Genomic DNA, 24,880 nt, shown 5'->3' on the forward strand with positions numbered 1-24,880 from the left:
TATTCAAGTTATAAGCTTATAACGGCAACTAAGGTGCGCGTTGCAATACAACTTCAAGACCGGTGGGTGTGCGACCGGTATATTCACCCTCTTTCTGCCGATTGAGGTGAGTAATGCCGCTGCCTTCGGCGTTCATCAGCCAGATGCCATCCGGCGTCGGCGACCAAGTCAAGGGTTTATCACCGAGCCACTGCGCCACACAGGCCACATCGCCAGCCAAGGCATTCGCTTGCTCCAGCAGGTCCAGCGCACACACCTGATCGTGTTGATGCAATTGCCAGTGGCCCGCCAATTGGGCGGTGGTGGGTAATACAAGACTGCTCGCCATTGCGTGGGCTCCTGCCGACACGAACATCACCTGCAATACGCCGGTGATCATTTTGAAAAAACGCTGCATGTTCACGCTCCATCGGTAAAGCGCGGCGCCGAAGCGCCGCGCCCGTGCATCACGCCACGATGTCGCTGACCGCAGCCTGGCCGACGGTGGTGACGAGGAAGTCCGCCACGCCGTGACCGGAGAAGTCCACTGCCAAGGTGCCCAGGTTGGTGCCTGCGGCGTAGGTCAGCACAGCGTCGCCGGCATGCCCGGTGAAGGCATTGACGAAGGTCAGGCCTGCGCCCTTGGTGATGCCGGACAGGTCGATCTTGTCGGAACCGGAGGCAAAGTCAAAGATCTTGTCCGCCGCCCCAGGCTTGGAGTCGGAACTGGCACCGAACACAAAGGTGTCACTGCCCGCGCCGCCCCACAGCTGGTCCGCTCCGCCGCCGCCGTAGATGAGGTCGTTGCCGGCCCCGCCTTTGATCACGTTGGCCGCGTTGTTACCAATGATCAAGTCATTGCCGGCGCCGCCGAAAGCGTTCTCGATGGTCACGCCCTTGGCGATGGACACGTTGCCCACCAGGCCGCCCACGTCGGAGAACGACGCTTCATTGAGGTTGATCTTCTGGTTCTGGGTGAAGCCGGAGAAGTCCAGGGTGTCGTTGCCGCCACCGTCCCACACCGAGAACACCAGCTTGTCGGCGTTTGACGTTGCGCTAAGGAAATCACGCCCGGTGTTGGAGTTGAACCCGTAGGTGGTGTCGCTGGCACGGGTGCTGTAGTTGGCGCCGTAGAGCTTCTGGATCGCCGCAATGTCGTCGATCAGCGGGCCGGAGGCGTAAGCTTCGACGCCGCCTTTGCTGAAGTTCTGATTGGTATTGCTCTCGCTCCAGTAGCTCATCAGGCTGTAGCCACGCGTGTCCTGTCCATAGGTCGCGTCGTTGTAGGTCGGGTTGCCATTCCCGGCGTTGTAGTCGCCAGGGTGAGCCAGGCCCAGGGTGTGGCCGATTTCGTGGGTGAGGGTCTGCCGGCCGTAGTTGTTCAGGTCCGGGGTCTTGTTCGGCGTGTAGCTGTTGTTGGTCAGGTACCACGACGTGCCATCGTAGCCTGCGCCGGTGCCGGGCAGGTAGGCGAAGGCCGCTGCGCCGTCCTGGCCGCTGCTGTAGTTGCCGAAGGTCATGTGCCCGTCACCGCCGGTGGCTTTCTCGGTGAAGGTGACCTTGGCTACGTCCGCCCAGGATTGCATGGCCAGTACGGCCTGTGCTTTCTGCTGTGCGTTGAACTGGCTGAAGCCCGAGATGCCATGTTTGTTCATGGTGCTCGAAGAGGCCGAGGTCAGGAAGGTGTAGGTCAGGTCGATCTTGCCGTTGCCGTCAAAGTCCCGGTACGCGGCGCCGTCGCGCAGCAGCTGGGTGGCTGCCTGATCAACGGTGTAGGAGGGTTTGCCATTGACCGTGAGGTTGCCGCCACGGTCGTACAGATGGCTGAAGCTATCGATTTGCGAGTAAGCGGTGCTGGCTTGCGCCGCCGATACGATAGCCTTGTCTTTTACTTTTGACATAAACGTACTTCCTTGTGTGCAAGTGCATCAGTCTTTTTTCGATAGGAACCTCGCGGGCGAGATCGTCCTATCACTCGCCTCTTTTGAAGGCGTAAGAAAACTGACACAACTTGAAATCTTTCGTCTACATCTTTTCCAGCGGCAAAACCTGACTCATCATCAACCCAAATAAAGTTCCGCGCCGTGTTTGCTGGGTTAACTTGGTTTTGCCCGCCGGAAAACCACCTCCACTTATTTAAATATTAAATAGCACTAATGCCGCTCAACTAGAGCGGCGCTGTTAATTGTGGATCCAATATATTGACAGGGTGTCATTGGCAACATTAAACAGCCACTACTTGAATTAATAACTTAAGGTGCCCCCGATTACCGGGACACACTCCACCCCGTCTTGTGCAAGGCCGCCAACAGCGTTTCACCCTCCAGTCCGGGCACCAGGACACCTTGATCGGTGAGCATGTCCTCTCCGGCCAAGATCGCATTGATGATGGCCTCTTCCACCGCCTCCGCCGCAGCGCTGAACAGCGGCGAAATATGGTCGTTATTGACCATCTGCAACGCGCTGCTGAAAGGCAGGCCCTTGCGCCCGTAATCCGCCGCTGGCAAATCGCGGTTACCGGTGGCAAACGCCAGGAACAGATCGCCGCTGGAGTCCTCGGTACCGCCGCCGGTACGTGCAATGCCGATGGACGCGCGTTGCGCCAGGCGCTGGCATTGGTGCGGCAACAACGGCGCGTCGGTAGCAAGGATCACCACGATCGAGCCCATGCCTGGCGTACCCTGTTCGGCAAAGGGCGACGCAATCTCCATCAACCGGCGCCCCACCGGGTAGCCATCCACCCGCAGTTCCTGGCGCTTGCCATGGTTGGCCTGCACCAGCACGCCGATGGTCCAACCGCCCTGCTCTGCCGGCAAGCATCGCGAAGCCGTGCCAATGCCGCCTTTGAACTCATGGCAGATCATGCCGGTTCCGCCGCCGACTGCGCCTTCCTGCACCGGACCGGTTTCGGCGTTGTCCACGGCTTCACGCACATGCTCGGGGCCGACGTGCTGACCCCAGATGTCATTGAGCAGACCGTCATAGGTTTCCATCACCACCGGCATGCACCAGTACACCGCCGGGTCCGCCACGCGTTCGCGCTCCAGGGCGATCAGGCTGTCGCGCACAACGCCAATGCTGTGGGTGTTGGTGATGGCCAGCGGCGTGGTCAACAGCCCTGCTTCGTTGATCCACTCAAGGCCGGTGGCATCACCATTGCCATTGAGCACGTGATAGCCGGCAAAGCACGGTTGCTGGCGCGCCTCGCCAGCGCGCGGTTGGATCACACTGACGCCGGTACGCACGTGCTTGCCGTCGACAAGCGTCTTGATCGTGCTGTGGCCGACCCGGATTCCCGGCACATCGGTGATGGCGTTCCACTCACCGGGCGTACCCAGTCCCAACGTGATGCCCAATTGACGTGCGCGCATAACCACTCCTTACAATTTCTGGAAGACCGGACTCAACCGGCCACTGATGCAATACAGAATCACCGACAGGGCCAGCAAGCCGATAATGATCATGATGTCGCGGATCGAGGCCGCCGCCACCAAGGTGACCAATAGATAGCCCGCGCCCAGTACCGCGACCAACGCCGGCAGGGGCCACAGCGGCATGCGATAGGGATGCTCGCGATCACGCAGCAGCACCCGGCTCATCAACGCACTCAACGCCACCACCAGGTACACCAGCATGATCAGCAAGACGCTGAACGAGGTCAGGTCGGCCAGGTTGGAGCTGAAACTGAGCAGCGCCGAAGGAATCGCCAGGAACAGCGTAGCCAACCACGGCGAATCCCAGCGCGGGTGAATGCGCGTGAACAGTTTGTTGATGCTCGGCGTCCACAGCGCATCGCGGCCGCTGCTGAACACTACGCGGCCGATCTGGATCACGATGGCGACGATGGCATTGAACACCGACAGGAAGATCCCGGCGCTGACCAACCGCGAGAGGGTTTCATTGCCGTGGCTGGTCAACAGATAGCCGATAGGGTCCGGGCTGCTGATCATTTCACTGAGCGACGGCGCGCCGATCAACAACGCGGTGATGGGCACCAGTTCGATGATCACCACCAGCCCCAGGGACCACAGCACCGCCTTGTGCACGCCTTTGCCGCCGCACTTCATGTCCTCGGCAAGCAACACCGCCGGACCATAGCCATTGTAGGAAAACAGACCGATGCCCACCGCGCCGATCACCAGGGCCCAGGGCGCCAGGTGCAGCACGCCGTTTTCGACGATCTGCGGCTGGAACAGCACGCTGGCCGGTTGCACCGGGTTGCCGAAACCGATCACCACGATCACCAGCAGCGCCGCCACTTCAAGCAGCAGGCAGGTGCCGGTGATCCAGGCATTCAGCTTGATATTGAGGATGCCCAGGGCGTAGCTGCACACCACGATCACCAGCGCCACGGTTTGCGAGTCAAACTTCGTGCCCAGCGCGTTGTTCAGGTAAGTCGCGGCTCCCGTGGCGAGTACCGGCGGGATAAACAGCAACATCACCAGCACGGTCAGGAACGTCGCATAACCCGCCATGCCACCAAACACGCGCTTGGCGTACACATACTCGCCCCCGGCGCTGTTGTGTGCACGGCCCAGCTCGGCGTAGCAAAAGGCAAACATCAAGGCAAGCAGACCGGCCATCACGAACGCCAGGAACACCCCGCTACCCGCCTGCTGGATGGCAAAGGGCGCAATCACAAACACGGAACTGGCCGGCGTCACCGCCGATACGGTAATGGCGACTACATCGAAGACACTCAAGGTGGGTTTCAGCACGCCATCGGGCGTGGGGGAAGTGCTCATATCGTTATCCTCTGTCGTTGTTCTTGGTGTGAGGCAGAAACGAAAAGTCTGATGAGTCACGGGCTATGTTTCCCGCTGAATGATGGCGACGATAAACGCGACGTTCATATCAGCCAATTCCCCTATTGGCGTACTCCCCTTGACGCCACCCGGCAAAAGCCGAACCCTTGGCCGATGTTTTGTGGGTGGGAGCCTGTCACATGAGCCTGTTTCGCGAAGTCGGCATGCACGCCGGCCTGGGCCGCACCGTCGCGCACATCGGCACCGAGCGCTTCTGGAAACAGCTGGTGTTGTTGCTGCACCAGTGCCTGCCCTTCGATAACGCCCTGGCGATCTTCTACCCATTGGAGGGGCCGCCCCAGGCCCTCGAAGAATACGACGCCCAGCCCAGCAGCAAACCAGCGTCGATGCTGGTGTACCTCAATGGCTTGTATTTGCTCGACCCCTTTTTCCAGGCCTGCCGTGAGGGGTATGCCAGCGGTGTGTATCGCCTGGAGGAAGTGGCGCCGGACCACTTTCGCCAGAGTGAATACTTCCTCAATTACTTCCACGACAACGTGCTGGAAGACGAGGTGCAGTTCATTCTGCAATTGCCGGGTGCGGGGACCTTATCGCTGTCGCTGGGCATGCAGCGACGCTTCAGCCTTGAAGAGACCGGGCTGATGACCACCGTGGCGGCCTGGGTACTGCCGTTGATGCAGCAGCACTGGCAGCAAAGCACCCAGCGAGCGCCGGCGATGGACAGCCAGATCAGGGATGCATTGAGTCAGTTTGGCTGCGGCGTGCTATCGGAGCGCGAATTGGAAATCGCCCGCCTGGTGCTGCGCGGGTTCTCGTCCAAGGCCATGGCTGAGCGCCTGAACATCTCGCCGGATACGGTGAAGGTGCACCGTCGGCATTTGTACGCGAAGCTGGATATCTCATCACAGCCGGAGCTGTTTTCGTTGTTTATCCAGTCGTTGGGGCATGACCTGGAAAACCCCTGAGCCCGAGGTTGTACTCGGTTTAAATGTGGAAGCGGGCTTGCCCGCGAATGCAGTACACCAGTCGCCCGATCTATTGACTGACATTCCGTATTCGCGGGCAAGCCCGCACCCACAGGGGGGCGGGCGTCGCACTTACTTACCGGTGCGAATGGTGTTCCACACGCGCGTGCGCACCCGGTCGATATTCAGCGGCATGGCTTCCAGCGCGAACAGCTTGCCCATCATCTCGGGGCTCGGGTAGATCTTGGTGTCGGCCTTGATCGCCGGGTCCACCAGGCTGTCGGCGGCCTGGTTGCCGTTGGCGTAGTGCACGTAGTTGGTGATGCTGGCCATCACTTGCGGGCGCAACAGGTAGTTCATGAACGCATAGCCAGCTTTCTCGTTGGGCGCATCGGCGGGCATGGCGACCATGTCGAACCAGATCGCGGCGCCTTCCTTGGGAATGTTGTAGCCGATGTTCACGCCGTTCTTGGCTTCTTTGGCACGGCTTTCAGCCTGCAGGATGTCGCCGGAGAACCCAACCGCCACGCAGATATCGCCGTTTGCCAGGTCCGCGGTGTATTTCGAGGAATGGAAGTACGCCACATAAGGCCTGACTTTCATCAGCAGGTCTTCCGCTTTCTTGTAGTCCTCGGGCTTCTTGCTGTGGTGCGGCAAGCCCAGGTAGTTGAGCGCGGCCGGCAGCAGCTCCGGGCCGTTATCCAGAATCGCCACCCCGCATTTCTGCAGCTTGGCCATGTTCTCCGGCTTGAAGATCAAGTCCCAGGAATCGACCGGCGCGTTGTCACCCAAGACCGCCTTGACCTTATCGATGTTGTAGCCGATGCCGGTGCTGCCCCACAGGTACGGGAAGCCATGGGCATTGCCCGGATCGTTGTTTTCCAGGGCCTTGAGCAGCACCGGGTTGAGGTTCTTCCAGTTGGACAACTGGCTCTTGTCGAGCTTCTTCAACGCGCCGCCCTGGATCTGCCGGGCCATGAAATGGTTGGACGGGAACACCACGTCGTAGCCGGATTGACCGGTCATCAACTTGCCGTCCAGGGTTTCATTGCTGTCGTACACATCGTAGGTGAAACCGATGCCGGTTTCTTTCTGGAAGTTCTTGGTGGTGTCCGGCGCAATGTAGTCCGACCAGTTGTAGATTTTCACCGTCTCGGCGGCCTGGCCGATAGAGGCCACCAACATCAAGGGCAACAGGGCAATGGCTTTCATGGTTCGATTTCCTGGCGGTTTTAGGGCTGTTGTTATGGCAGGCGATCAAGGATCAAAGCGTTACAGAATCAACACGTAGGTCTTGCGCACGGTCTCCTGGATATCCCAGATACCGGTGCTGTTGGCCGGCAACATCAGTGCATCACCGGCTTCTATGTGGACGACTTCACCGCTGTCAGGGGTAAAGGTGCAGCGGCCCTGGATAAAGTGACAAAACTCCTGGGAGTTGATCTGTCGACGCCAGACGCCTGGGGTGCATTCCCAGATGCCGGTCTCGACACCGTCGTTGCGCTCGACGCTCAGGGTCGAGGCCACGGCGATGGGCTCACCCAGGGGCACGGCGACGGGCGACGAGTCCGGCAGGTGGGCGTTCAGCGTGTCTTTGAATTGAGTGATGCTCATGGGTTTTCCCGTGTAAGTGAAACGACTTAGTGCATGAAACCTTCCATGAACCCGGCCACGCCGGTCGCCAGCTTGCGGCGCCAAGGGGCGGTATTGGGGTTGGCCAACACCTGGTCTTCATGGACGAAACTGCGAATGATCGCGTTGTAGCCCAACCAGCGGCAGGGTTCGGGTTCCCAGGGCTTGAGTGCGTCCAGGCCACGGTCGCGGATCACCCAGGGTTGATGGATCAGCGCAGTGTCGCGGCCCAGGATCAGGTCGGCCAGGGTGCGGCCACCCAGGTTGGTGGCGCCGACGCCCTCGCCGCCATACCCGCCCGAGAGCGCGATGCCGGTTTTGTGGTCGCACAGCATGTGCGGTCGGAAATTGCGCGACATGCCCAGGTTGCCGCCCCAGGAATGGGTAATGTTCACGTGCTTGAGCTGTGGGAAAAGCTCACCGAACAGGTAGCGACGCAGCTCGACCTCGCTGTCAGTCAGATCGAAGTCGTGGCGCAGCTTCCCGGCAAACTGGTAACCGCCACGGGCGCCGAACACCAGGCGGTTGTCCGCCGTACGCTGGCCATAGGTAACCTGGCGGCTGCTTTCGCCAAAGGCTTGGCCATGGCTCAGGCCGATTGCCTCCCAGGTACTGGCCGGCAACGGCTCGGTGGCGACGATCAAGCTTTGCACGGGCAGTTGGTAACGGCCCAAAAGCGGCAAGGTGTTGGCATAGCCCTCCACTGCCGGCACCACCCAGGCAGCACGAACACTGGCCTTGGCCGTGCGCACACTGCCCGACTGCCAGTGCGTGGCCGGGCTGTTTTCGTAGATCGTCACGCCCATGCGCTCGACCACCCGCGCCAGCCCGCGCACCAGCTTGGCGGGGTTGATAGTCGCTACGTGCGGCGCATAGATACCGCCATAAGGCTTGGCGATGCGAATCTGTTCGGCCAGTTGTGGCGGACTGAGCCAGCGATAGTCGGCTTCGGTCAGGCCCTGGGCGTAGAGCTTGTCCAAGTAGCGACGCAGGCTGACTTCCTGCTCAGGGTAACGCGCGGCGCAGTAAAGGGCGCCGCCCTTGCGGTAGTCGCAGTCGATGCCTTCACGCGCCAGCACCTGGGCCACTTCATCGGGGATGGCATGCAGCAGGTCAAACGAGGCGCGGCGTTGTTCTGGCCTCAGGCCGGCCAACAGGCGGTCTTCACCCAGCACGTTACCCATCAACCAGCCACCGTTACGTCCGGAGGCACCAAAGCCGGCGGTCTGGGCTTCGATGATCGCGATGTTCAGTTCGGGCGCCTGGCGTTTCAGGTAGTACGCGGTCCACAGCCCGGTATAGCCGGCGCCGATAATGGCCACGTTGAAGTCCAGGTCATGTTCCAGCGACGGCCGCGCGTGCAGCGGCTCGTCCAACTGGTCCATCCATAAGCTGATGTTGCGCCATGCCGGCATGCCGGGATCCCCTACCTCGTTTCGATAGGTTGGATCCTAGAGCGCGGTGTCAGGGCCTGTCTTGCGCGCGTGCACGCAGGGAAATTTGTTTGACGTAGGCCTTGGGCGACTGGCCGGTGTGCTGGCGGAACGCGCTGTAGAACGCCGACAGCGAGTTGAAACCCGCGGCGAATGCCAGGTCGTCGACCTTTATCGGCGGGACGGCCTTGTCCAGCGCCGCCAGCAAGTGCTGGAGCCTGGCCTGGTTGACGTAGCGATAGAAGCTTTGCCCCAGCACCTGGTTCAGCAGGTAGGAAATCTGATTGCGGCTGTAGCCACATTCCTTTGAAACCCGCTGCAGGTCCAGTTCCGGGTCCAGGTAGGGTTGTTTGTGCTGGAAGTACTGCTGCAGGTCATTGGCCATGTGCCCCAACTGCTGGGGCGACAAGCCCAGGCGGCTGACCGAAGGCCGCGCGGCCTGGGCGGGCTGCTCATGCACCAGGGACGCGTATTCATTGACCCGCCAGATCAGCCCGTCACGTACCGTGATGGCTTCGCTGGTGCGGAATGACACCAGCCCGTGACCGCCACGCAAGGTGATGCGGTACTGGATGAACGCGGTGTCGCCATCGGCGCGGATGCGATCACTGTGCTCGATCGCTTCGTCGGCCTCGCGCGGCATGCTGGCTTGCAGGTATTCACGCAACTCGGCGTAACCGACGACACGGTTCTGGAAAAAGTCGTGGTACTGGATGTCCGGATGGTAGTAGGACATTACGCCCTCCAGGTCCCGATGGCGCCAACACAGGTGGTGGCGTAGCACCAGCTCGCGTGTGGCGTGGGATTGCTGGGAATCATCGTCTGGAGCGATGTCAGGCATGGAGGGCTCTGCGGCGGGTAAACCGTGAAGATTGCCGAATTTTGCCGGAGTCTTCAATGGCCAGTGGGCTCTTCTGACTAATGGCCTATTGCCCAACCTCAAGCAGGACATGACCTGTATCAACCTAACGCAAAACAACCGCCAGACGGGGCCGAAAAAGTCACCTTGCGATTGCGAACGGATGCTATTTTGAATGCTTGAACGCCATGACCAGTGAAGGTCATGGCCCCCCTGCCACGAGCTAAAGGAAGCGCTCTATGAACAAGGTGGGCAACATGAACAAAGTGACGTTCCCCAACGCCTGCCAGTTGATGCGCTGGCATTTCCATCCAATGGGCTTTGAGGGCAGCATGGACGCGCCCGGCAGCATGATCGTTCGATTGTTCAACCGCGCCAGCGGCGAGACGCTGATCGCCATCGCCGGCATCCCCTGCGCCACAGTAATGAATGCCGCCGATGTGGAACGCATCATCGAAGCGGTGGAGGATGAGCTGGAGTCGTTTGTGCCGCCGCAGTCCCTGAGGGCCTGACTCGCAAGCCCGCTCACAGGCTAGCTGCGGTGCACCCTCAGTTGCGTTGATCATCGAAGAAGGCTTTTTTGCCATCCACCCGCTCCGACGCCTTGGGCACATTCACTGCCTGGCCTTCGGGCTTTTCCACGTACCAATAGCAATGGCTCACGGCGCGGGTGATGCCCACATAGGCCAGGCGCAGCACTTCGTCCTTTTGCGCATTGTCATAGGGCTCGCTGTCGCCAGCATTGCCCAGGCCCGCCATCCGGTATACTTGGTTTTTATACGGCGAGCTGGTGACATGCTGGCAATCCCCAAGCATAAACACCGCGTCCGCCTGCAGGCCCTTCGCACTGTGATAGGTCAATTGCTTCAGCCTGCGTGCCTGGGGCGGCAAGCTAGAATCCACATTAACTACAGAGCTAATATGCTCTTGAATCAATGACTTATCGCCACTTTTTCGATAAATCATCAAGATCGAATCGCCCTTTTGGTAATGCTCCGACAGCTGCCGACCCAATGCCGCGTCGTCCCGTTCCAGCACCTTGACCGGCACCAAGGCCTGGGGCGCGCCACTGGCCTTGGCTTTCTTGCCAGGAATCGCCGGTGCGGCGCGCACGATGTGCTCGGCCGCATCAATGATGTGTTGGTGACTGCGGTAGTTCTCGCCCAACATCACGCGGGTAGTAGACGGCGATGGGAACTCCTTGTCGAAGGCCATGAAGTACTTGGGCGAACTGCCCCGCCAGCCATAGATCGACTGCCAGTCATCCCCTACACACAGCAACGATGAGCGCTGGGCGCCGCGCCCGATATGCATCGAAGGGCCACGGCTGCGGATCTCGCGCAGGCTGGCGCGGATCCACGAGACAATCTGCGGCGAAATGTCCTGGAATTCGTCGATCATGAGGTGCGACAGCGGCCGCAGCAGCGGATCACTGAGCAGCTTGAGGTTTTCCGGGGTGTTTTCGCCGAACAGCGAGAACATCCGGTTATAGGTCATGATCGGTGGCGATTGGTCCAGCAGGTGATCTTCCAAGGCCTTCCAGAAGATGCTCAAGGCTTCAAAGAAGAAGCGGTCCGGGTCATCCTTGGCAAAGCTCATCTGCCCGACAGCGGTGGGTACGTCCAGGCCGAGGTTCTCGATAAATCCGGCGGCCGCGACGAAACTGTCCAGCAGCGGCGCTGACGCCAACTCGCCTTTGACCTTGTAATCAAAGCCGGGACCGGCCATGGCGTCACCGGCCACACTGCTCAGCAAACGCTTTGATGATTCATAACTATCCAGCCATATCAATGGCTTATGACAGAAAGCTTGAAACAACGTGCGCTTTACCGCCCACTCTGCGCGCACCGAAAGCTTTGAGTGAGGTCGGCTGGTCTGCGGGTTTTCCCGTGAATCGAAGCCCAGCACTACCCAGGCATCCAGCTCGGGGATATAGCCATGGCAGTGAAATTGCGCGCCGTTGATTTCTATGGTCTGGCGGTTGGGTTCAATGCCCTTGATCGGCCACGCACCTGCACGGAACCACAGGTCCTCAATCACATCGCAGAGTTCTTCATCGCGCTTGGCGGCCAGCTCAGTAACAGCCACGCGTTTTTGCACATCCGGGTGATCGCGCTCCAACGCCTTTAGCTGCAGGCCGTGGCGCGCCAGCGGCGCAATCAGCTCACGGAACCGTGGGTGTTCCCTGTGCAGCCGGTGATAGCAGGCATTCATCTGCTGGCGCTGGGCTTCGTTGATACGCAGGTCGAAGGGGTTGCTGTCGGCGTCTTCAAAACCCGAGTTCAGGTTTTCGAAGGCTTGCAGGCGCTCAAAGCCCGGGAGACTGCGCACCATGGGCAGAATGCGCGAGTGAAAGGTACGCACCACGGCTTGGGCTTCTTTCACACCCAGGGGTTGGCCCCACAGGTTGAGAATTTCCATGAGTTTGTTGATGAAGTCCTTGCGCGATTCACGGGTGAAGGTCACCACCGTCATCGAGCTCAGCTCAAAGCCCAGGTAATGGGTGAGCAGCAAAATGCGCAACACCAGCGACGTGGATTTGCCGGCACCGGCCCCGGCGATCACTGAGGTTGAAGGCGTTTCGCTGAAAATCATCTTCCATTGCGCCGCGCTGGGCTGGGCATGAGCCGGCAGCAATCGCGCAACGTCGGCCTTCATGCGTTTCTTCAGCTCGGCGGTAAGCGGCAGGCGCCAATCATCGAACAGACTGTCATCCACGCCCGGCGCTCGGTGTTCATCCGGGCGGAAGTCACGAATCAATAGCACCTGACGACCTTCCTCGATGCCCTCGGCCTTACCTTCGCGGTAGCCATACTCCACGCCCGCCTCATGCCCGCTGCGAAAACCGTCGGCCTGCCCGTGCAGCCAGGAGAACCGGTGCTGGGCGCGCAGACGCGTCAGACCATGGCCAAACAGGCGTGCAGCCAAGCGTTTGAATAGCGGCATCTCAGCCAAAGGGCGCAGTTCGGGAGGAAGATCAGGCTTTTGTTGCGACACGCGGACTCCTGCGATGAGCTGGGTTCAGACAAGTGCGCCATGGTCGCCGGAATCGACGCCGAGTTCCAGCCAATTGCTTTGCAGTCATGCAGTTAGGCGATGAACTGAAAGTCAAAACCCCAGCGACCAATCTAATTAGCCGATAGGAATAAGGCAGTTTTTACGCTTTTTATCGATTATGAGCTGCAGGATCATAGAGCCATTCACAGGAGACGATCATGCTTGAACTTCGACCTTTCAAATCCCTGGGCGGCGCCCACCACGGATGGCTTGACGCTCATCACCACTTCTCGTTTGCCGAGTACCACGACCCCGAGCGCATGCACTGGGGCAACCTGCGGGTATGGAACGATGACATTATCGCGCCGGGCACTGGCTTCGCGCAGCATCCGCACCGCGACATGGAAATCATCACCTACGTGCGTGAAGGCGCGATCAGCCATGCCGACAACCTCGGCAACAAGGGTCGCACCGAAGCCGGTGATGTACAGGTGATGAGCGCAGGCACCGGGATCGCCCACAGCGAGTACAACCTGGAAGACACGCCGACCCAGATTTTCCAGATCTGGATCATTCCGAACGAGGCCGGCTTACCGCCGTCTTGGGGTGCCAAGCCGTTTCCCAAGGGTGAACGCGAGGGCTTTGTGACGCTGGCCAGTGGCAAGGCCGGGGACAGCGAGAGCTTGCGCATTCGTGCGGATGCACGGCTGGTGGCGGCGAACCTGAGGGCTGGAGAAACTGCCGAATACCGGCTGGACAACGGGCGTCGGGCGTATCTGGTGCCGGCGACCGGACTCATTGAAGTCAATGGCTTGCGTGCACAAGCTCGAGATGGTGTGGCGGTTGAAGACGAGCAGGTGTTGCGAGTGACAGCGGTTGAAGACAGCGAAATTGTCTTGGTCGACCTCGCCTGACCCTGTTGGAGCTGGGGAACGTCGAGTGCTTGCCGACGTCCCCCAAGTTCCTACACAGGATCAGTTATTGGCTGATAGCACCGTCTACCAACACCTGCGCCTCTTCCACCAATTGCTTGAGGTGATCCTCACCGATAAAGCTCTCGGCGTAGATCTTGTAGATATCCTCGGTGCCGGATGGGCGCGCGGCGAACCAGCCGTTTTCGGTCATCACCTTCAACCCGCCGATCGCTTGGTCATTGCCCGGCGCATGGCTGAGGATCTGCTGGATGCTCTCCCCGGCCAATTCGGTAGACGTGACCTGGTCCGGCGACAACTTGCCCAGCAGGGCTTTCTGCGCGGGAGTAGCCTTGGCATCCACACGAATCGCGAACGGTTCGCCCAGGGCGTCCGTCAGGCCGCGGTAGATCTGGCTCGGGTCCTGGCCTTTGCGCGAGGTCATTTCCGCGGCCAACAGCGCCGGGATCAAGCCGTCTTTGTCCGTGCTCCAGACCGTGCCGTCCTTGCGCAGGAACGAAGCACCGGCGCTTTCTTCGCCACCAAAGCCCAACGAACCGTCGAACAGGCCATCGGCAAACCACTTGAAGCCTACTGGCACTTCGTACAAACGACGGCCAATGCGGGCGGCAACGCGATCGATCAAGCCGCTGCTGACGACAGTCTTGCCCACGGCGGCGTCCGCGCGCCAGTCAGGACGGTTCTGGAACAGATAGTCGATGGACACCGCCAGGTAATTGTTCGGCGCCAACAGGCCGCCGGACGGGGTGACGATGCCGTGGCGATCGTGGTCCGGGTCGCAGGCGAAGGCAACGTCGAAACGCTCCTTGAGACCAATCAGGCCTTGCATGGCGTAGCTGGAGGACGGGTCCATGCGGATCTGGCCGTCCCAGTCAACACACATGAACCGGAAAGTCGCGTCGACCTCGGTATTCACCACCTCCAGGTTCAGCCGGTAGTGTTCGGCAATCGCCGACCAGTAGCGCACCCCTGCTCCGCCCAGCGGATCCACGCCCAGGCGCAGGTCGGCGCTACGAATGGCATCCATGTCGATCACATTGACCAGATCAGCCACATAGGTGTTGAGGTAGTCATGACGATGGGTGGTGTCAGCCTTGAGGGCCTGGGCGTGGGTGATGCGTTTGACCCCGGCCAGTTTTTTGGCCAGCAACTCATTGGCCTTGGCTTCGATCCACTTGGTGACGTGGGTGTCGGCCGGCCCACCATTGGGCGGGTTGTACTTGTAACCGCCACTCTGCGGCGGGTTGTGCGACGGCGTGATGACGATGCCGTCGGCCAGGCCGCTGGTGCGGCCACGGTTGTAGCAAATGATCGCGTGGGAAATCGCCGGCGTCGGCGTGTACTCATCGCCCTCAGCCAGCATCACGTGCACGCCATTGGCGGCCAGCACTTCCAGCGCGCTGGCACCGGCAGGTGTCGACAGTGCGTGGGTGTCCAGCCCCACAAACAGCGGGCCGTTGATGCCTTGGGCTTCGCGGTACAGGCAGATAGCCTGGCTGATGGCGAGTACATGCCATTCGTTGAAGCTCAGTTCAAACGAGTTGCCACGGTGGCCGGAGGTACCGAACGCCACGCGTTGGGTGGAGATTGCTGCATCAGGCTGGCCAGTGTAGTAGGCCGTGACCAGTCGCGGGATATCCACCAGCAACTGGGCTGGCGCCGGCTTGCCCGCAAAAGGACTGATTGTCATGCATAAACCTCGGAAAGAAGGATTCGGGAAAAAAACGGCAGTTTACTGAGTGTTGGACTGCTTCGCGACGTTATCGATCCTACAACAGTCAAAGAAACTTCACGCAATCATCCCATCTGTGCCTGACGCAATGCTTCGCTTAGCGCCGCCAGGACGACATTCAGGTCCGGTTGCCCCTGAAAGGTGTGGCTCAGGCGCAAATGCTGCTGATGCAGGCCATTGACACTGAACAGTTCGCCGGGGGCAATCACCACTTGCTGGGAAAGCAGGCGCTGGAATACCTGGCGCATATCGACGGTTCTTATGGAGCGCAACCAGAACGCTGCGCCGGCAGCTGGCGCACGGTAGGTCATTTGGTCGCTCAGGTCCCGGTCCAGGCGCTCGCACATTTCGTCCGCCTGCAGGCGTAACTGCAGGCGCAGCCCACGCAGGTGCTGGTCGATCCGCCCGCTGTGATAAAGGCGCGCAATGGCGCGCTGACGGATCGGTGATAAACGAAAGGAGCGCAGCAGGAAATGGCGCTGCAATTCGTTGTTCATACGCCGAGACAGCAGATAGCCATAGGGCGCTTCCGAACCCAACACTTTCTCGAAGGAGGAAAACACCATCAATCGTTCAGGGTTCACCAGCTCGCGTAGTGCAGCCTGCGGCTCGTCGAAACCCAACTCGCCAAAGGTGTCGTTTTCCAGCAGCCAGCAACCGTATTGATCGAGCAATTGTGCAAGGGCCAGGCGATCTTGGGGTGGCATGGAAACCCCGGCCGGCAAGCTGACCCTTGATGACAGCAACACCAGACGCACCGACTCAGCGCTTAACAAGTGATCGAGGTTCACCAGATCCAGTCGCCCGTCCGGTGTCCAGGGCAGCTCGATAACACGCACCCCGGCATCCTGGAGCAGGCGCAGGACCAACCAATCGCAAGGCGATTCCACAATCACCGGCGCCCCCCTCAGGCCCAATACTTCGATGAGGATGTCCAATACACCGCGCAGGTCGGGACCGATGTAGACATCATCGGCCTGCCAGCAGCGGGTGGGCGACGACGTATAGCGCGCCGCCAACGCCGCGCGCAGCTCCCAGACACCGCAAGGCTGGGACCAGGGTTGCAGATACCGCGGATATTGGCGGACGAGTTCGCGCTCCAGACGCAACAGCGTGCCATCCAGCGAGGCCAGCAGCGCGGGTTCATCTCCGCTGAGCACCACCATGCCAGGGCGCCGCGCCGCTGCGTAGAGCCGATCAAGCGGATCACCGCTGGTGCCCGCCAGCGGATTTGCCGAGAGTGGCCAGGCGTAATAACCCGATTTAGCCACCGAATAAACCCTGCCCTCTTTTTCAAGCAACGAGTAGGCATACTGGACCGTCGAGATCGACACGTTCAAGCGTCCCGCCAATTGCCGCAGGGATGGCAGTTTTACTCGTGTATCGGTACTGACTTCGTTGATCAGGTTGATCATGTAGCGATAGACCGCCTGATACGCGAAATCCGCCTGTCGTTCGCCGCGCAGCGTCATCGCCCGGACGATTGACAGGCCTGCGCGCTGCCCTCTGCCATGGTGTCAGCACTGCGCAGTTTGCCACTTGAGTAGCCCAGCGCACGCTTGCGATAGAGGTGTTGCAACAAAGGCATCGGTAAACCGCTGGTATCGGTGACCCACTGTTGCAGCATGTCGGCAGACGGTTTGCCCTGCAGGGCTTTGTGCAGTTCAGGCAAGGCCACCAGCATGCCCGGATGGCATTGTCGCAAATAGCCTTCCAGCCGTTCACCATGATGGACAAAAGGTGAAAACAACAGGCAAATCAATTGCGTCTCGTCCAAGCCAAAGAACTGTTGAGCGTAGGTGCTCGACAGGCTGCGCCCTTCACTGCTCCTCACCTGCGCGAGCAACGCCTCGGGCATATGGCGTGCGGCCTGCCGCATAAACTCTTGCACGCCCTCTTGATAATCCAGGTCCCGTAGACATTGGGCCTGCAACCCACGCAGGTGCGCCATCAGCAGGGGATTGGAATAGGAAGGATGGCTGAAGTGAAAACCCTGCGGGTCAGGCGTGAAGGCCATGAACTCGTTGAGCATGGGCGAAGATGGCAGGTCGACGTCGTCCAGCAAATCGGCAACACCAATGTAAGCCAAGTGACGATGGCCGTTCTTGCTGGGGTCGTCACTCACCCCATAGTGCTCTCCGTAGACGTCACCGTAATAAGCGGTACTCCATTCGTCCATGCGCGCGAACAGCCCGGTGAGCGACGACGGCCAAGTGTCCGAGATCGCGATACCCGCGCCGCGTGCTGTGTTCTTGAGCCAGGCAAGAAGCTGACTTTGTTTACGCGGGGAATCGCCACTGACCAGTGCATGGACCCCGCCATCCCAGGCAGTGACGCGTTGGTAGAAATCCCCAAGCGCCAAGTAGGTATCACTGCTTAATGTCGCACGGCAGTCACCGGCGCTCAGGTGGCCGATCATCAACATGTTGCGCTGGCTGATTTCTCGCCCAATCGTAGACGCAGGTCGCAAATGGTTGAAGGGTGTCACTTCCTGGTTGTCTACCATCAGCAGCTCAACCCTTGGATCATCATGCAGAAACAGGCGCCCATAGCCCTGATTGAGGTCGTCGAGCATGCCCTGGGTCATTCCCGCATGCCGCAATGTCGCGACCCGCAAGTGAAAGGTTCGCGGGGCTCGGCCGGCGATGGTCAATTGGGCAGCCCGCAGCAAGGCCAATGTGTAGCTACTCACTTTGCCGCCACCATGGGCCACCAGCACTTTGTAACCCCCCACTTGCTCCATGCCGCCTGCCGCCACCACGATTCGCTGGACCAATAACTGGAGTGCCGTTCGCTCTGCACGAGAAAAGTGCCCGATCAGGCGTTGTAGAACTTGCTGATAAACATACGTCATAGCTTGTTCGTGAATAGTGCTCATCATTCTATTACCTGAGTTTGGATATCAGTTTCAAGCAACTGCTGACAGTATTTGCTCGACCTATTACGCGTGTAAGAAATTCGCGCGCAGCCCTGTGCGCTAATGACTAGACACTAGCACCACGCAACAAAATGACATCAGGTCCATCGTATTAGGATCGCCCCCTGAAAAGGCTTAAAAACCCCGTATTTACTGGCCCTCGGCAAACTGGATCGCGACCCTAGGATGTTTCCGACAAACTCTTACACATACCTGAGCAACCAGTTAAGGAAGCGTCTTACAAATAACTGCGACCAACTTTCAAACTTATTGTATTGAGGTTTTACATGGGCAAATGTATTCCCCTGGCGTCCTGCGCTTGCTGCGAGATCAGTCTCAACTACTCGCAATAGCGGTATCGGATATTCAATCATTGCTCAGTCCTTGAGATGAAAGTGAAGGCGCAATTATCAGTGTTGGAATAATGATTAATAGATACAGAACCCTGCCGAAAAGCAGTGCAGATGAATAACTACCGGCCTATAAGTCACGCGCACACAAAGACGCCGCACTGGATTTCAGGGCGGCGTGAGTGAAAAGATCAGATTTCAGGGGTTAAAGTACCCGTCTTGCAGCTGAAGGGTAACACCGCTGCAGCCTGTCAAATGGCGCTTTTGCCCCATGCGACAGGTGTAAGAAATACTTTTTTGAGAATATTCCTACAGGCTAAACAGCCTCAACCTGCAACGCAACGCGCTCGCGGCACGGGCACTCGTCCATGTAGCGATGCGCTTCCACGAACTGATTGAACGGAAACACGGTGGTTTTCAACGGTACCAGCACACGGTCGGCAGTCAGTTGGTTGATGTCCCTCAGCGCTCGCTGCAAGGCGACCTGGTCCTGGATGATGCCCAGTTCAGGCTTGCCGGTGAAATTGCCGATACAGTGCACAAAGAACTGAATGTTCTTCTGGAACGCTGCACAGGCCGGGAACGGTGTCTGGTTGCCGCCCTGCAAGCCATACAGCACCAGACTGCCACGCGGTGCGAGCACATCGCCCAGCAACGACATCTGCGGGCCGCCCAAACCGTCAAACACCACGTCAACACCACGGTTGTCGGTGAACTTGTTGATCTGCATCAGCAAGTCCTGCTCTTCGGTGACGATGACTTTCTCCGCACCGAGGGACAGCAGGTATTCACGCTCATCACTGTCTTTGGTGGCGGCAATCACCCGTATGCCCAGCGCTTTGCCCAGTTGCACAAAGGACGGCCCGGCGCAGTGACTGGCGTCCGTCACCAGGGCAAATTGCCCAGGCTTGACCCGCGCCAGATCCACGTACGCGAAGTAGGCAATCAATAGCGGCGTGTAGTGCACGCTCGCCTCGATAGGGCTCAAGACATCCGGATACCGGGTCAAGGCCGAACGGGGCAGGACGATCTGCTCGCCATACACCGGGTAATCATTGGGGCTCTCGGCCGGAAAACTGGCCACCTTATCGCCCACAGCCAAATCATCCACGCCATCGCCTACAGCGACCACGACACCGGCCATCTCATGACCAAGGCCGGACGGCAGGCGTGCATGGGAAGACGCCAGGTTCTGGCGCCACAGGATGTCATACCAGCTGATGCCAATCGCTTCGACACGCACCTGCACTTCGCCCGGTGCGGGCTGCGCGGCTGCATGCTCTTCGCATTTGAGCACCTCGGCCGGACCAAACTTGTGAAAACGGATCGTGCGGGACATCGCAAACCTCGTCAAAGTAACCTCTAATGCCATGAACTCTATCTGGGCTTTCCGGCTAAGGCCACCGGTCGCCATTAATAGTCGACATGCCTGTCATTGATTCCGCATGTGAGGGATAGACCTCAGCTATCGTAGGAAAACTCAATTATCCTGTGCAGAGTACCAGCCTTTCCCCGTAAGATTCATGCCGGCCATTGTTTACATATGGCCGCTCTCGTCAAGTTTGCTGACTCTTCCAGGACACAAGATGAACCGTAACGACCTGCGTCGTGTCGACCTTAACCTCTTGATCGTATTCGAAACCTTGATGCATGAGCGCAGTGTGACCCGCGCTGCCGAGAAATTGTTCCTCGGCCAGCCGGCCATCAGCGCGGCCTTGTCACGCCTGCGCGGGCTGTTTGATGACCCCTTGTTCGTGCGCACCGGCCGCAGCATGGAGCCATCGGCCCGGGCAGTGGAAATCTTCGCCCTGCTCTCCCCGGCGCTGGACTCTATTTCCACCGCCGTCAGCCGCGCCGCCGAGTTCGACCCGGCCACCAGCACTGCGGTGTTCCGCATCGGCCTTTCCGATGACGTTGAATTCGCGCTGCTGCCCCAACTGCTCAAACGCCTGCGCGCCGAAGCCCCCGGCATTGTGCTGGTAGTACGCCGCGTCAACTACATCCTGATGCCCGGCCTGCTGGCGTCCGGCGAAATCTCCATCGGCGTCAGCTACACCGCCGACCTGCCGGCCAACGCCAAACGCAAAGTGTTGCGCCGCAGCCTGCCCAAACTGCTGCGCGCCGACAGCGTACCGGGCTCCCTGAGCCTGGACGACTTCTGCGCCCGCCCCCATGCGCTGGTGTCGTTTGCCGGTGACTTGAGCGGGTTTATCGATGAAGAACTGGAGAAACTCGACCGCAAACGCCATGTAGTACTGGCCGTGCCGCAGTTCAACGGCCTGGGTACTTTGCTGGCAGGCACGGATATTCTGGCAACCGTGCCGGATTATGCGGCCGAGGCGCTGACCTCGGCGGGAGGCCTGCGGGCGGAGGACCCGCCGTTGCCGGTGCGCAGCTTTGAGCTGCATATGGCGTGGCGTGGGTCGCAGGATAACGATCCGGGTGAGCGGTGGTTGCGGTCACGGATTCAGATGTTTTTTGGGGACCCCGATAGCTTGTAATGGAATTCCACTAAATTCCACAAAACTGTTTTATAACAACAGCTTAATTTAATTATCAGTCTACTGCCGCCTGTCTAAATCCAATGGATTCCAGAGCTTATGGGGGCATAATTGGGGGCAAATTTCGGTTCTTAAAACGGATGCCCCCACCGATGCCCCCAGATAATGCGGATGTTTTCAAACGAAAACTCAGCGACGCCTTGATCCGCTCGCTGACCGAACCCGGCAAACACGCTGACGGCGAAGTCCCTGGTCTCTACTTGGAGGTGAGGGCCTCGAGCAAGGTCGGCAAATCCCCTTCCAAGGTTTGGCGATTGAAGTATCGGCTGCATGGCAAGGAAAACCGCTTCTCCATCGGCGCTTACCCCGACATTGGTCTCAAAGAAGCGCGCGACATTGCCCGCGGCGCACGCCACGACGTGGCTAACCACACCGCACCGCTCAAGGCCAAGACCGCCAAGATCGAAGCACACCTGCTCAACGAGGTGCGTACCTTCGAGTACGTAGCCAAGCAATGGTTGGTATTCAAGTCTGCCGACCTGGTGACCAAATCCATCTCGGGGTTTAACGGAGCGCTGAACAACCACATCTTGCCCGCGATTGGTAAAAAACCGGTCAGCGAGATCAAGCTGGAGCACATCACCACAATCATTACGGAGTTGCGTCGCCAGCGCACCATGGCCATGGCCCGGCGCGTGCGTACCATCATCCGTGCCGTCCTGGGCTTTGCCGAGGGACGAGGCTGGGTGGAGCGCAATGTGGCGCTTAGCAACATTGAGGAGTTGAAGATCCGCCATGTCGTAACCAGCAACCCAGCGATCGAAAGGCCAGCCGACCTAGGCAGGTTTCTCCTGCGTCTGGATGACTGCAACGACGGCAGCGTTGCCGCCGCGATGCGTCTGCTGGTTATGTTGCCGGTCCGTCCAGGCGAACTGGTGCAGATGCGCTGGGAGGACGTCGACTTGGTGGGCGCCGATTGGCGCTACGTGGTCAGCAAGACCAAGCACCTGGACAAGAGCAAGCACATCGTGCCGCTGCCCGAGCAAGCCCTGGTCCTGCTGCGCAAGCTACGCAAAACCTGTGTGGTGGATGCAGACGGCAAGGGTTGGGTGTTCGTCTCGCCGGTCTATCCGGGACGCCCCATAAACCCGACCTCCATGCTCAACTCCTTTCAGCGTATTTGGCCAGAGTACGACATCACTGCCCACGGCTTTCGCGCGACCTACAGGACCATTGCCCATGAGCATCTGGGCATTGACCCCATTGTGCTCGAGCTGTCGCTGTCGCACCGCATGCCAGGCGCGCTGGGCGCCGTGTATGCCCGTGCGCAGCTGCTGGTACAGCGGCGGGAGGCGGCCCAGCAATGGGCCGACTACCTGGACCAATTGCGGAAAAACGCGGCGTTTGACGTAGCAAATTGACCATTTTGGTAATACTCGCTCGCCATCAGTGCAGCCACCGATCAAGCACCCGGCAATGAAGTTGGATCTATCGCTTCAAGCTCAATGGGAAGACGCGAGACATGGGACTAGACACAGTCGACGATACTGGACTTGCCCGATGCTCGAGACTCGGCAGCGCAAGCTCGCATACTTGTGAAAAGTGGCTCTGACCCATTCAACTCCGTCAGCTTCTGAGTGATCCACCGTAGGAAGACAGCGAAACAGTTGTCAAAACGTTCAGAGAAGTCGCCGAAGACTACATAGAAGCTCACTGACCTGGCTGGAAAAATGCAAAACACGCCCAGCAATTGACCAATACACTGACCACTTATGCGTATCCCATCATCGGTGATAAGCAGGTGAACGAGGTTGAGAAGCGAAGCCGGAATCGAACCTTTCTCTTTGTTATTGAAAATAAAGGGAAATTTTTAGTTCGAAATTTTTTCTACCTATGTGTACCCTCAGTCTGCAAGCAGCCTCAGTTTCGAGCGTTGCTACCGGTTTCCACCGAGTAATCGCCATGGAAAATTCGGGTGTGGTCATCCACACGGAAGGGTCCTTCGGTGAGTGGACTTTTCCAATGGTACGACTGGAACGCAGTAGAGCACCGCATGAACGACAGCGAACCTAACTCCGGTTGGACCAGAAACGGGTCGCAGACCACCGATTTCATCGGATTTGATCAGCAGGGAACGACCCAATACTGTCGATGGCGACAGGCAGCATCACGATAAATGCAGTCGATCGGTTTGGCGAAAACCTTCAAACCACCTGATTTAGAAACCCAAGACCACCCAGCTTTCGTGGACTGAATGGTCTTGGGGGCTGTCTTGCGAGAACTCTTTCAGGGCTGTACCTATAACTCACAAGGACAACCCTTGTGCAATTCGGCCACCACCACGTGTTCCTATCTGCGTTTGGAGCCCACTATTTCAGCAAGCTTCGTCAGCTCACAGGACACTCTCAATGGTGCTTCCCCGCAAAGCATCATAATGGGCATGTCGATCTCAAGGTCGTCAGCAAACAGGTTGGGGACCGCCAATCACGTTTCAATAATCGCAAGCCGCTAGCACGTCGCCGACATGATGACACCCTGGTGCTGTCTGGTGGTTTGAATGGGGAATGAACACCTCATGACTTGAGATCGCCCATGCGATCCGTCGCAAACTCGGCGGGCTGGTCATATCAGGCGCCATCCGTAACAGCGAAGAATTGCTGGCTGGCAGTTTTCCAGTTTTCGCCTTGGGTGTTACCCATAGAGGGCCTTTCCGGGATGGACCTGGAGAAGTCAATCTACCGATCGCCTTGAGCGGAATGGTGATTCTCCCAGGTGATTTGGTTTGCGGCGATGCCGACGGCGTGGTCAGCGTGCCGCGTCATGAGGTTGAGGAAGTCCATGCGCTGGCGCTGAAAAAACATGATGATGAATTGAGGTTGATGGCGCAAATTAAAGCCGGCACGTCAGACCGCCGCTGGGTGGACGAACTGCTGATTCGCAACGGCTGTTCAATTGAAAGCTAGAACTTGAAACGTCCCACTAACCCCTTCAGTTGCCCTGAAATATTCGTCAAGTGGCCCGATCCCGCATGCGCCGAGCGTGCGAATTCTTCGACCAGTTGGGCATCGGCATGAATCTGCGCGATATGCCGGTTGATGTCTTCGGCGACCTGATGCTGTTCTTCTGCTGCCGTGGCGATCTGAGCATTCTGGTCACGGATCAAGTCCACCGAACCAAGAATCTTGTCGAAGCTGTCGCGCGCTTGCTGGATAGATTCAACACTGCCTTGAGACGCCTGTAGACTCTTCTGCATCTGTTGTGTCACTTCCTGCGTTCGTCGCGCCAGATTGCCGAGCAAGCTGTCGATCTCGCCAGTTGAGTCGGCAGTACGTCGCGCAAGGGCACGTACTTCGTCGGCCACCACCGCAAATCCGCGACCCTGATCGCCGGCGCGGGCAGCCTCAATGGCGGCATTGAGCGCCAACAGGTTGGTTTGTTCGGCGATAGAGCGAATGGTATCGAGGATGGCGTTGATGTTCTTGCTGTCCTGCTCGAGCATCTGCATGGTCCGCGCCGACTGTTGCAGATCATCGCTCAGTTTAAGGACGCTACCCGTGGCTTCGCCGATGTGCTTTTGTCCGTCGTGCACTTCTCGATAACCAACGTCCGCACTTGAAGCCGCTTGACTGCAAGAGCGCGCCACTTCATTGGAGGTCGCGACCATCTCGTTGAACGCAGTACTTACCAACTCAACCGCTTCGCGTTGTCGAACGGCAGCGTTGTTCATGTTGCTGGCCACTTGACTGGTGTCCGCCGCAACCTCTTGCAGATCTGAAGAAGCGCTGCCGATTCGCCGCATCAGTTGCGCAATCATTCC

General features: G+C 58.9%; 20 protein-coding genes and 3 pseudogenes. 9 read left to right on the forward strand and 14 right to left on the reverse strand.

Annotated elements, in window-relative coordinates:
- Positions 1 to 28: 28 nt before the first annotated feature.
- The 4 genes from AC4PS7_RS07915 to AC4PS7_RS07930 form a co-directional block, all read right to left on the reverse strand.
- A complete protein-coding gene (locus AC4PS7_RS07915; RefSeq protein WP_010210526.1) occupies positions 29 to 397 on the reverse strand; it encodes an AprI/Inh family metalloprotease inhibitor in 369 nt (122 codons plus the stop codon).
- Positions 398 to 446: 49 nt separating this feature from the next.
- Entirely contained in the window at positions 447 to 1,880 is a 1,434-nt protein-coding gene (locus tag AC4PS7_RS07920) for a serralysin family metalloprotease (RefSeq protein WP_010210527.1), read from the reverse strand.
- 366 nt (positions 1,881 to 2,246) lie between these two features.
- The gene (locus AC4PS7_RS07925; RefSeq protein ID WP_010210529.1) at positions 2,247 to 3,350 is read right to left on the reverse strand and encodes a DmpA family aminopeptidase; all 1,104 of its coding nucleotides are present in this window, start codon (positions 3,348 to 3,350) and stop codon (positions 2,247 to 2,249) included.
- A 9-nt stretch (positions 3,351 to 3,359) separates the two neighbouring features.
- Positions 3,360 to 4,724, reverse strand: a complete 1,365-nt coding sequence (locus AC4PS7_RS07930; protein WP_038850497.1) for an APC family permease — start codon at positions 4,722 to 4,724, stop codon at positions 3,360 to 3,362.
- Between the two features lie 200 nt (positions 4,725 to 4,924).
- Between AC4PS7_RS07930 and AC4PS7_RS07935 the strand changes: the two genes are divergently transcribed.
- The gene (locus AC4PS7_RS07935; RefSeq protein ID WP_010210532.1) at positions 4,925 to 5,710 is read left to right on the forward strand and encodes a helix-turn-helix transcriptional regulator; all 786 of its coding nucleotides are present in this window, start codon (positions 4,925 to 4,927) and stop codon (positions 5,708 to 5,710) included.
- Positions 5,711 to 5,842: 132 nt separating this feature from the next.
- Here AC4PS7_RS07935 and AC4PS7_RS07940 read toward each other — a convergent pair whose 3' ends face one another.
- From AC4PS7_RS07940 to AC4PS7_RS07955, 4 genes are read right to left on the reverse strand one after another with little or no spacing between them, the layout of a single operon-like run.
- A complete protein-coding gene (locus tag AC4PS7_RS07940; RefSeq protein ID WP_187516785.1) occupies positions 5,843 to 6,922 on the reverse strand; it encodes a polyamine ABC transporter substrate-binding protein in 1,080 nt (359 codons plus the stop codon).
- A gap of 60 nt (positions 6,923 to 6,982) precedes the next feature.
- Positions 6,983 to 7,324 carry a cupin domain-containing protein gene (locus tag AC4PS7_RS07945; RefSeq protein ID WP_187516784.1) on the reverse strand — a complete coding sequence of 114 codons (342 nt, stop codon included), beginning with the start codon at positions 7,322 to 7,324 and terminating at the stop codon, positions 6,983 to 6,985.
- 26 nt (positions 7,325 to 7,350) lie between these two features.
- The gene (locus tag AC4PS7_RS07950) at positions 7,351 to 8,757 is read right to left on the reverse strand and encodes an NAD(P)/FAD-dependent oxidoreductase (RefSeq protein ID WP_305378365.1); all 1,407 of its coding nucleotides are present in this window, start codon (positions 8,755 to 8,757) and stop codon (positions 7,351 to 7,353) included.
- A gap of 49 nt (positions 8,758 to 8,806) precedes the next feature.
- A complete protein-coding gene (locus AC4PS7_RS07955; protein ID WP_047542048.1) occupies positions 8,807 to 9,616 on the reverse strand; it encodes a helix-turn-helix transcriptional regulator in 810 nt (269 codons plus the stop codon).
- A 257-nt stretch (positions 9,617 to 9,873) separates the two neighbouring features.
- On the opposite strand from AC4PS7_RS07955, the gene AC4PS7_RS07960 reads away from it, so the two are divergent.
- Positions 9,874 to 10,146 (forward strand): DUF1652 domain-containing protein, encoded by a 273-nt coding sequence (locus AC4PS7_RS07960; RefSeq protein ID WP_010210537.1) that lies wholly within the window; start codon positions 9,874 to 9,876, stop codon positions 10,144 to 10,146.
- Positions 10,147 to 10,183: 37 nt separating this feature from the next.
- Here the strand turns inward: AC4PS7_RS07960 and AC4PS7_RS07965 are convergent, their stop codons facing one another.
- Complete coding sequence (locus tag AC4PS7_RS07965; RefSeq protein ID WP_176332031.1) at positions 10,184 to 12,631, reverse strand: UvrD-helicase domain-containing protein; 2,448 nt, start codon at positions 12,629 to 12,631, stop codon at positions 10,184 to 10,186.
- A 218-nt stretch (positions 12,632 to 12,849) separates the two neighbouring features.
- Between AC4PS7_RS07965 and AC4PS7_RS07970 the strand changes: the two genes are divergently transcribed.
- Positions 12,850 to 13,545, forward strand: coding sequence for a pirin family protein (locus AC4PS7_RS07970; protein ID WP_010210541.1), 696 nt, complete (start codon positions 12,850 to 12,852; stop codon positions 13,543 to 13,545).
- 64 nt (positions 13,546 to 13,609) lie between these two features.
- Here the strand turns inward: AC4PS7_RS07970 and pgm are convergent, their stop codons facing one another.
- The 4 genes from pgm to AC4PS7_RS07990 form a co-directional block, all read right to left on the reverse strand.
- A complete protein-coding gene (pgm, locus tag AC4PS7_RS07975; protein ID WP_010210542.1) occupies positions 13,610 to 15,253 on the reverse strand; it encodes a phosphoglucomutase (alpha-D-glucose-1,6-bisphosphate-dependent) in 1,644 nt (547 codons plus the stop codon).
- 107 nt (positions 15,254 to 15,360) lie between these two features.
- Complete coding sequence (locus AC4PS7_RS07980) at positions 15,361 to 16,767, reverse strand: aminotransferase-like domain-containing protein (RefSeq protein WP_010210543.1); 1,407 nt, start codon at positions 16,765 to 16,767, stop codon at positions 15,361 to 15,363.
- Complete coding sequence (locus AC4PS7_RS07985) at positions 16,764 to 18,173, reverse strand: hypothetical protein (RefSeq protein WP_176332033.1); 1,410 nt, start codon at positions 18,171 to 18,173, stop codon at positions 16,764 to 16,766. Before AC4PS7_RS07985 ends, AC4PS7_RS07980 begins: the two co-directional genes overlap by 4 nt.
- A 705-nt stretch (positions 18,174 to 18,878) precedes the next feature.
- Positions 18,879 to 19,901 carry a zinc-dependent alcohol dehydrogenase family protein gene (locus tag AC4PS7_RS07990; RefSeq protein ID WP_010210545.1) on the reverse strand — a complete coding sequence of 341 codons (1,023 nt, stop codon included), beginning with the start codon at positions 19,899 to 19,901 and terminating at the stop codon, positions 18,879 to 18,881.
- A 247-nt stretch (positions 19,902 to 20,148) separates the two neighbouring features.
- Here AC4PS7_RS07990 and AC4PS7_RS07995 point away from each other — a divergent pair, with 247 nt between their 5' ends.
- The 6 genes and pseudogenes from AC4PS7_RS07995 to AC4PS7_RS08020 all read left to right on the forward strand — a co-directional run bounded on the left by AC4PS7_RS07995 (position 20,149) and on the right by AC4PS7_RS08020 (position 24,026).
- Entirely contained in the window at positions 20,149 to 21,063 is a 915-nt protein-coding gene (locus AC4PS7_RS07995; protein ID WP_028616088.1) for a LysR family transcriptional regulator, read from the forward strand.
- Between the two features lie 152 nt (positions 21,064 to 21,215).
- Positions 21,216 to 22,484 (forward strand): tyrosine-type recombinase/integrase, encoded by a 1,269-nt coding sequence (locus AC4PS7_RS08000; RefSeq protein ID WP_492179265.1) that lies wholly within the window; start codon positions 21,216 to 21,218, stop codon positions 22,482 to 22,484.
- A 308-nt stretch (positions 22,485 to 22,792) separates the two neighbouring features.
- Positions 22,793 to 23,020: pseudogene (locus tag AC4PS7_RS08005) on the forward strand (hypothetical protein); the annotation flags it as partial.
- A 380-nt stretch (positions 23,021 to 23,400) separates the two neighbouring features.
- Positions 23,401 to 23,628 (forward strand): annotated as a pseudogene (locus AC4PS7_RS08010) (site-specific integrase); the annotation flags it as partial.
- 71 nt (positions 23,629 to 23,699) lie between these two features.
- Positions 23,700 to 23,810: pseudogene (locus AC4PS7_RS08015) on the forward strand (RraA family protein); the annotation flags it as partial.
- A gap of 9 nt (positions 23,811 to 23,819) precedes the next feature.
- Complete coding sequence (locus AC4PS7_RS08020; protein ID WP_238786577.1) at positions 23,820 to 24,026, forward strand: RraA family protein; 207 nt, start codon at positions 23,820 to 23,822, stop codon at positions 24,024 to 24,026.
- Here AC4PS7_RS08020 and AC4PS7_RS08025 read toward each other — a convergent pair.
- The gene (locus AC4PS7_RS08025) at positions 24,023 to 24,877 is read right to left on the reverse strand and encodes a methyl-accepting chemotaxis protein (RefSeq protein WP_492179355.1); all 855 of its coding nucleotides are present in this window, start codon (positions 24,875 to 24,877) and stop codon (positions 24,023 to 24,025) included. The genes AC4PS7_RS08020 and AC4PS7_RS08025 overlap by 4 nt on opposite strands.
- Positions 24,878 to 24,880 lie beyond the last annotated feature (3 nt).

This window comes from Pseudomonas sp. DW-iso3, from assembly GCF_058725305.1.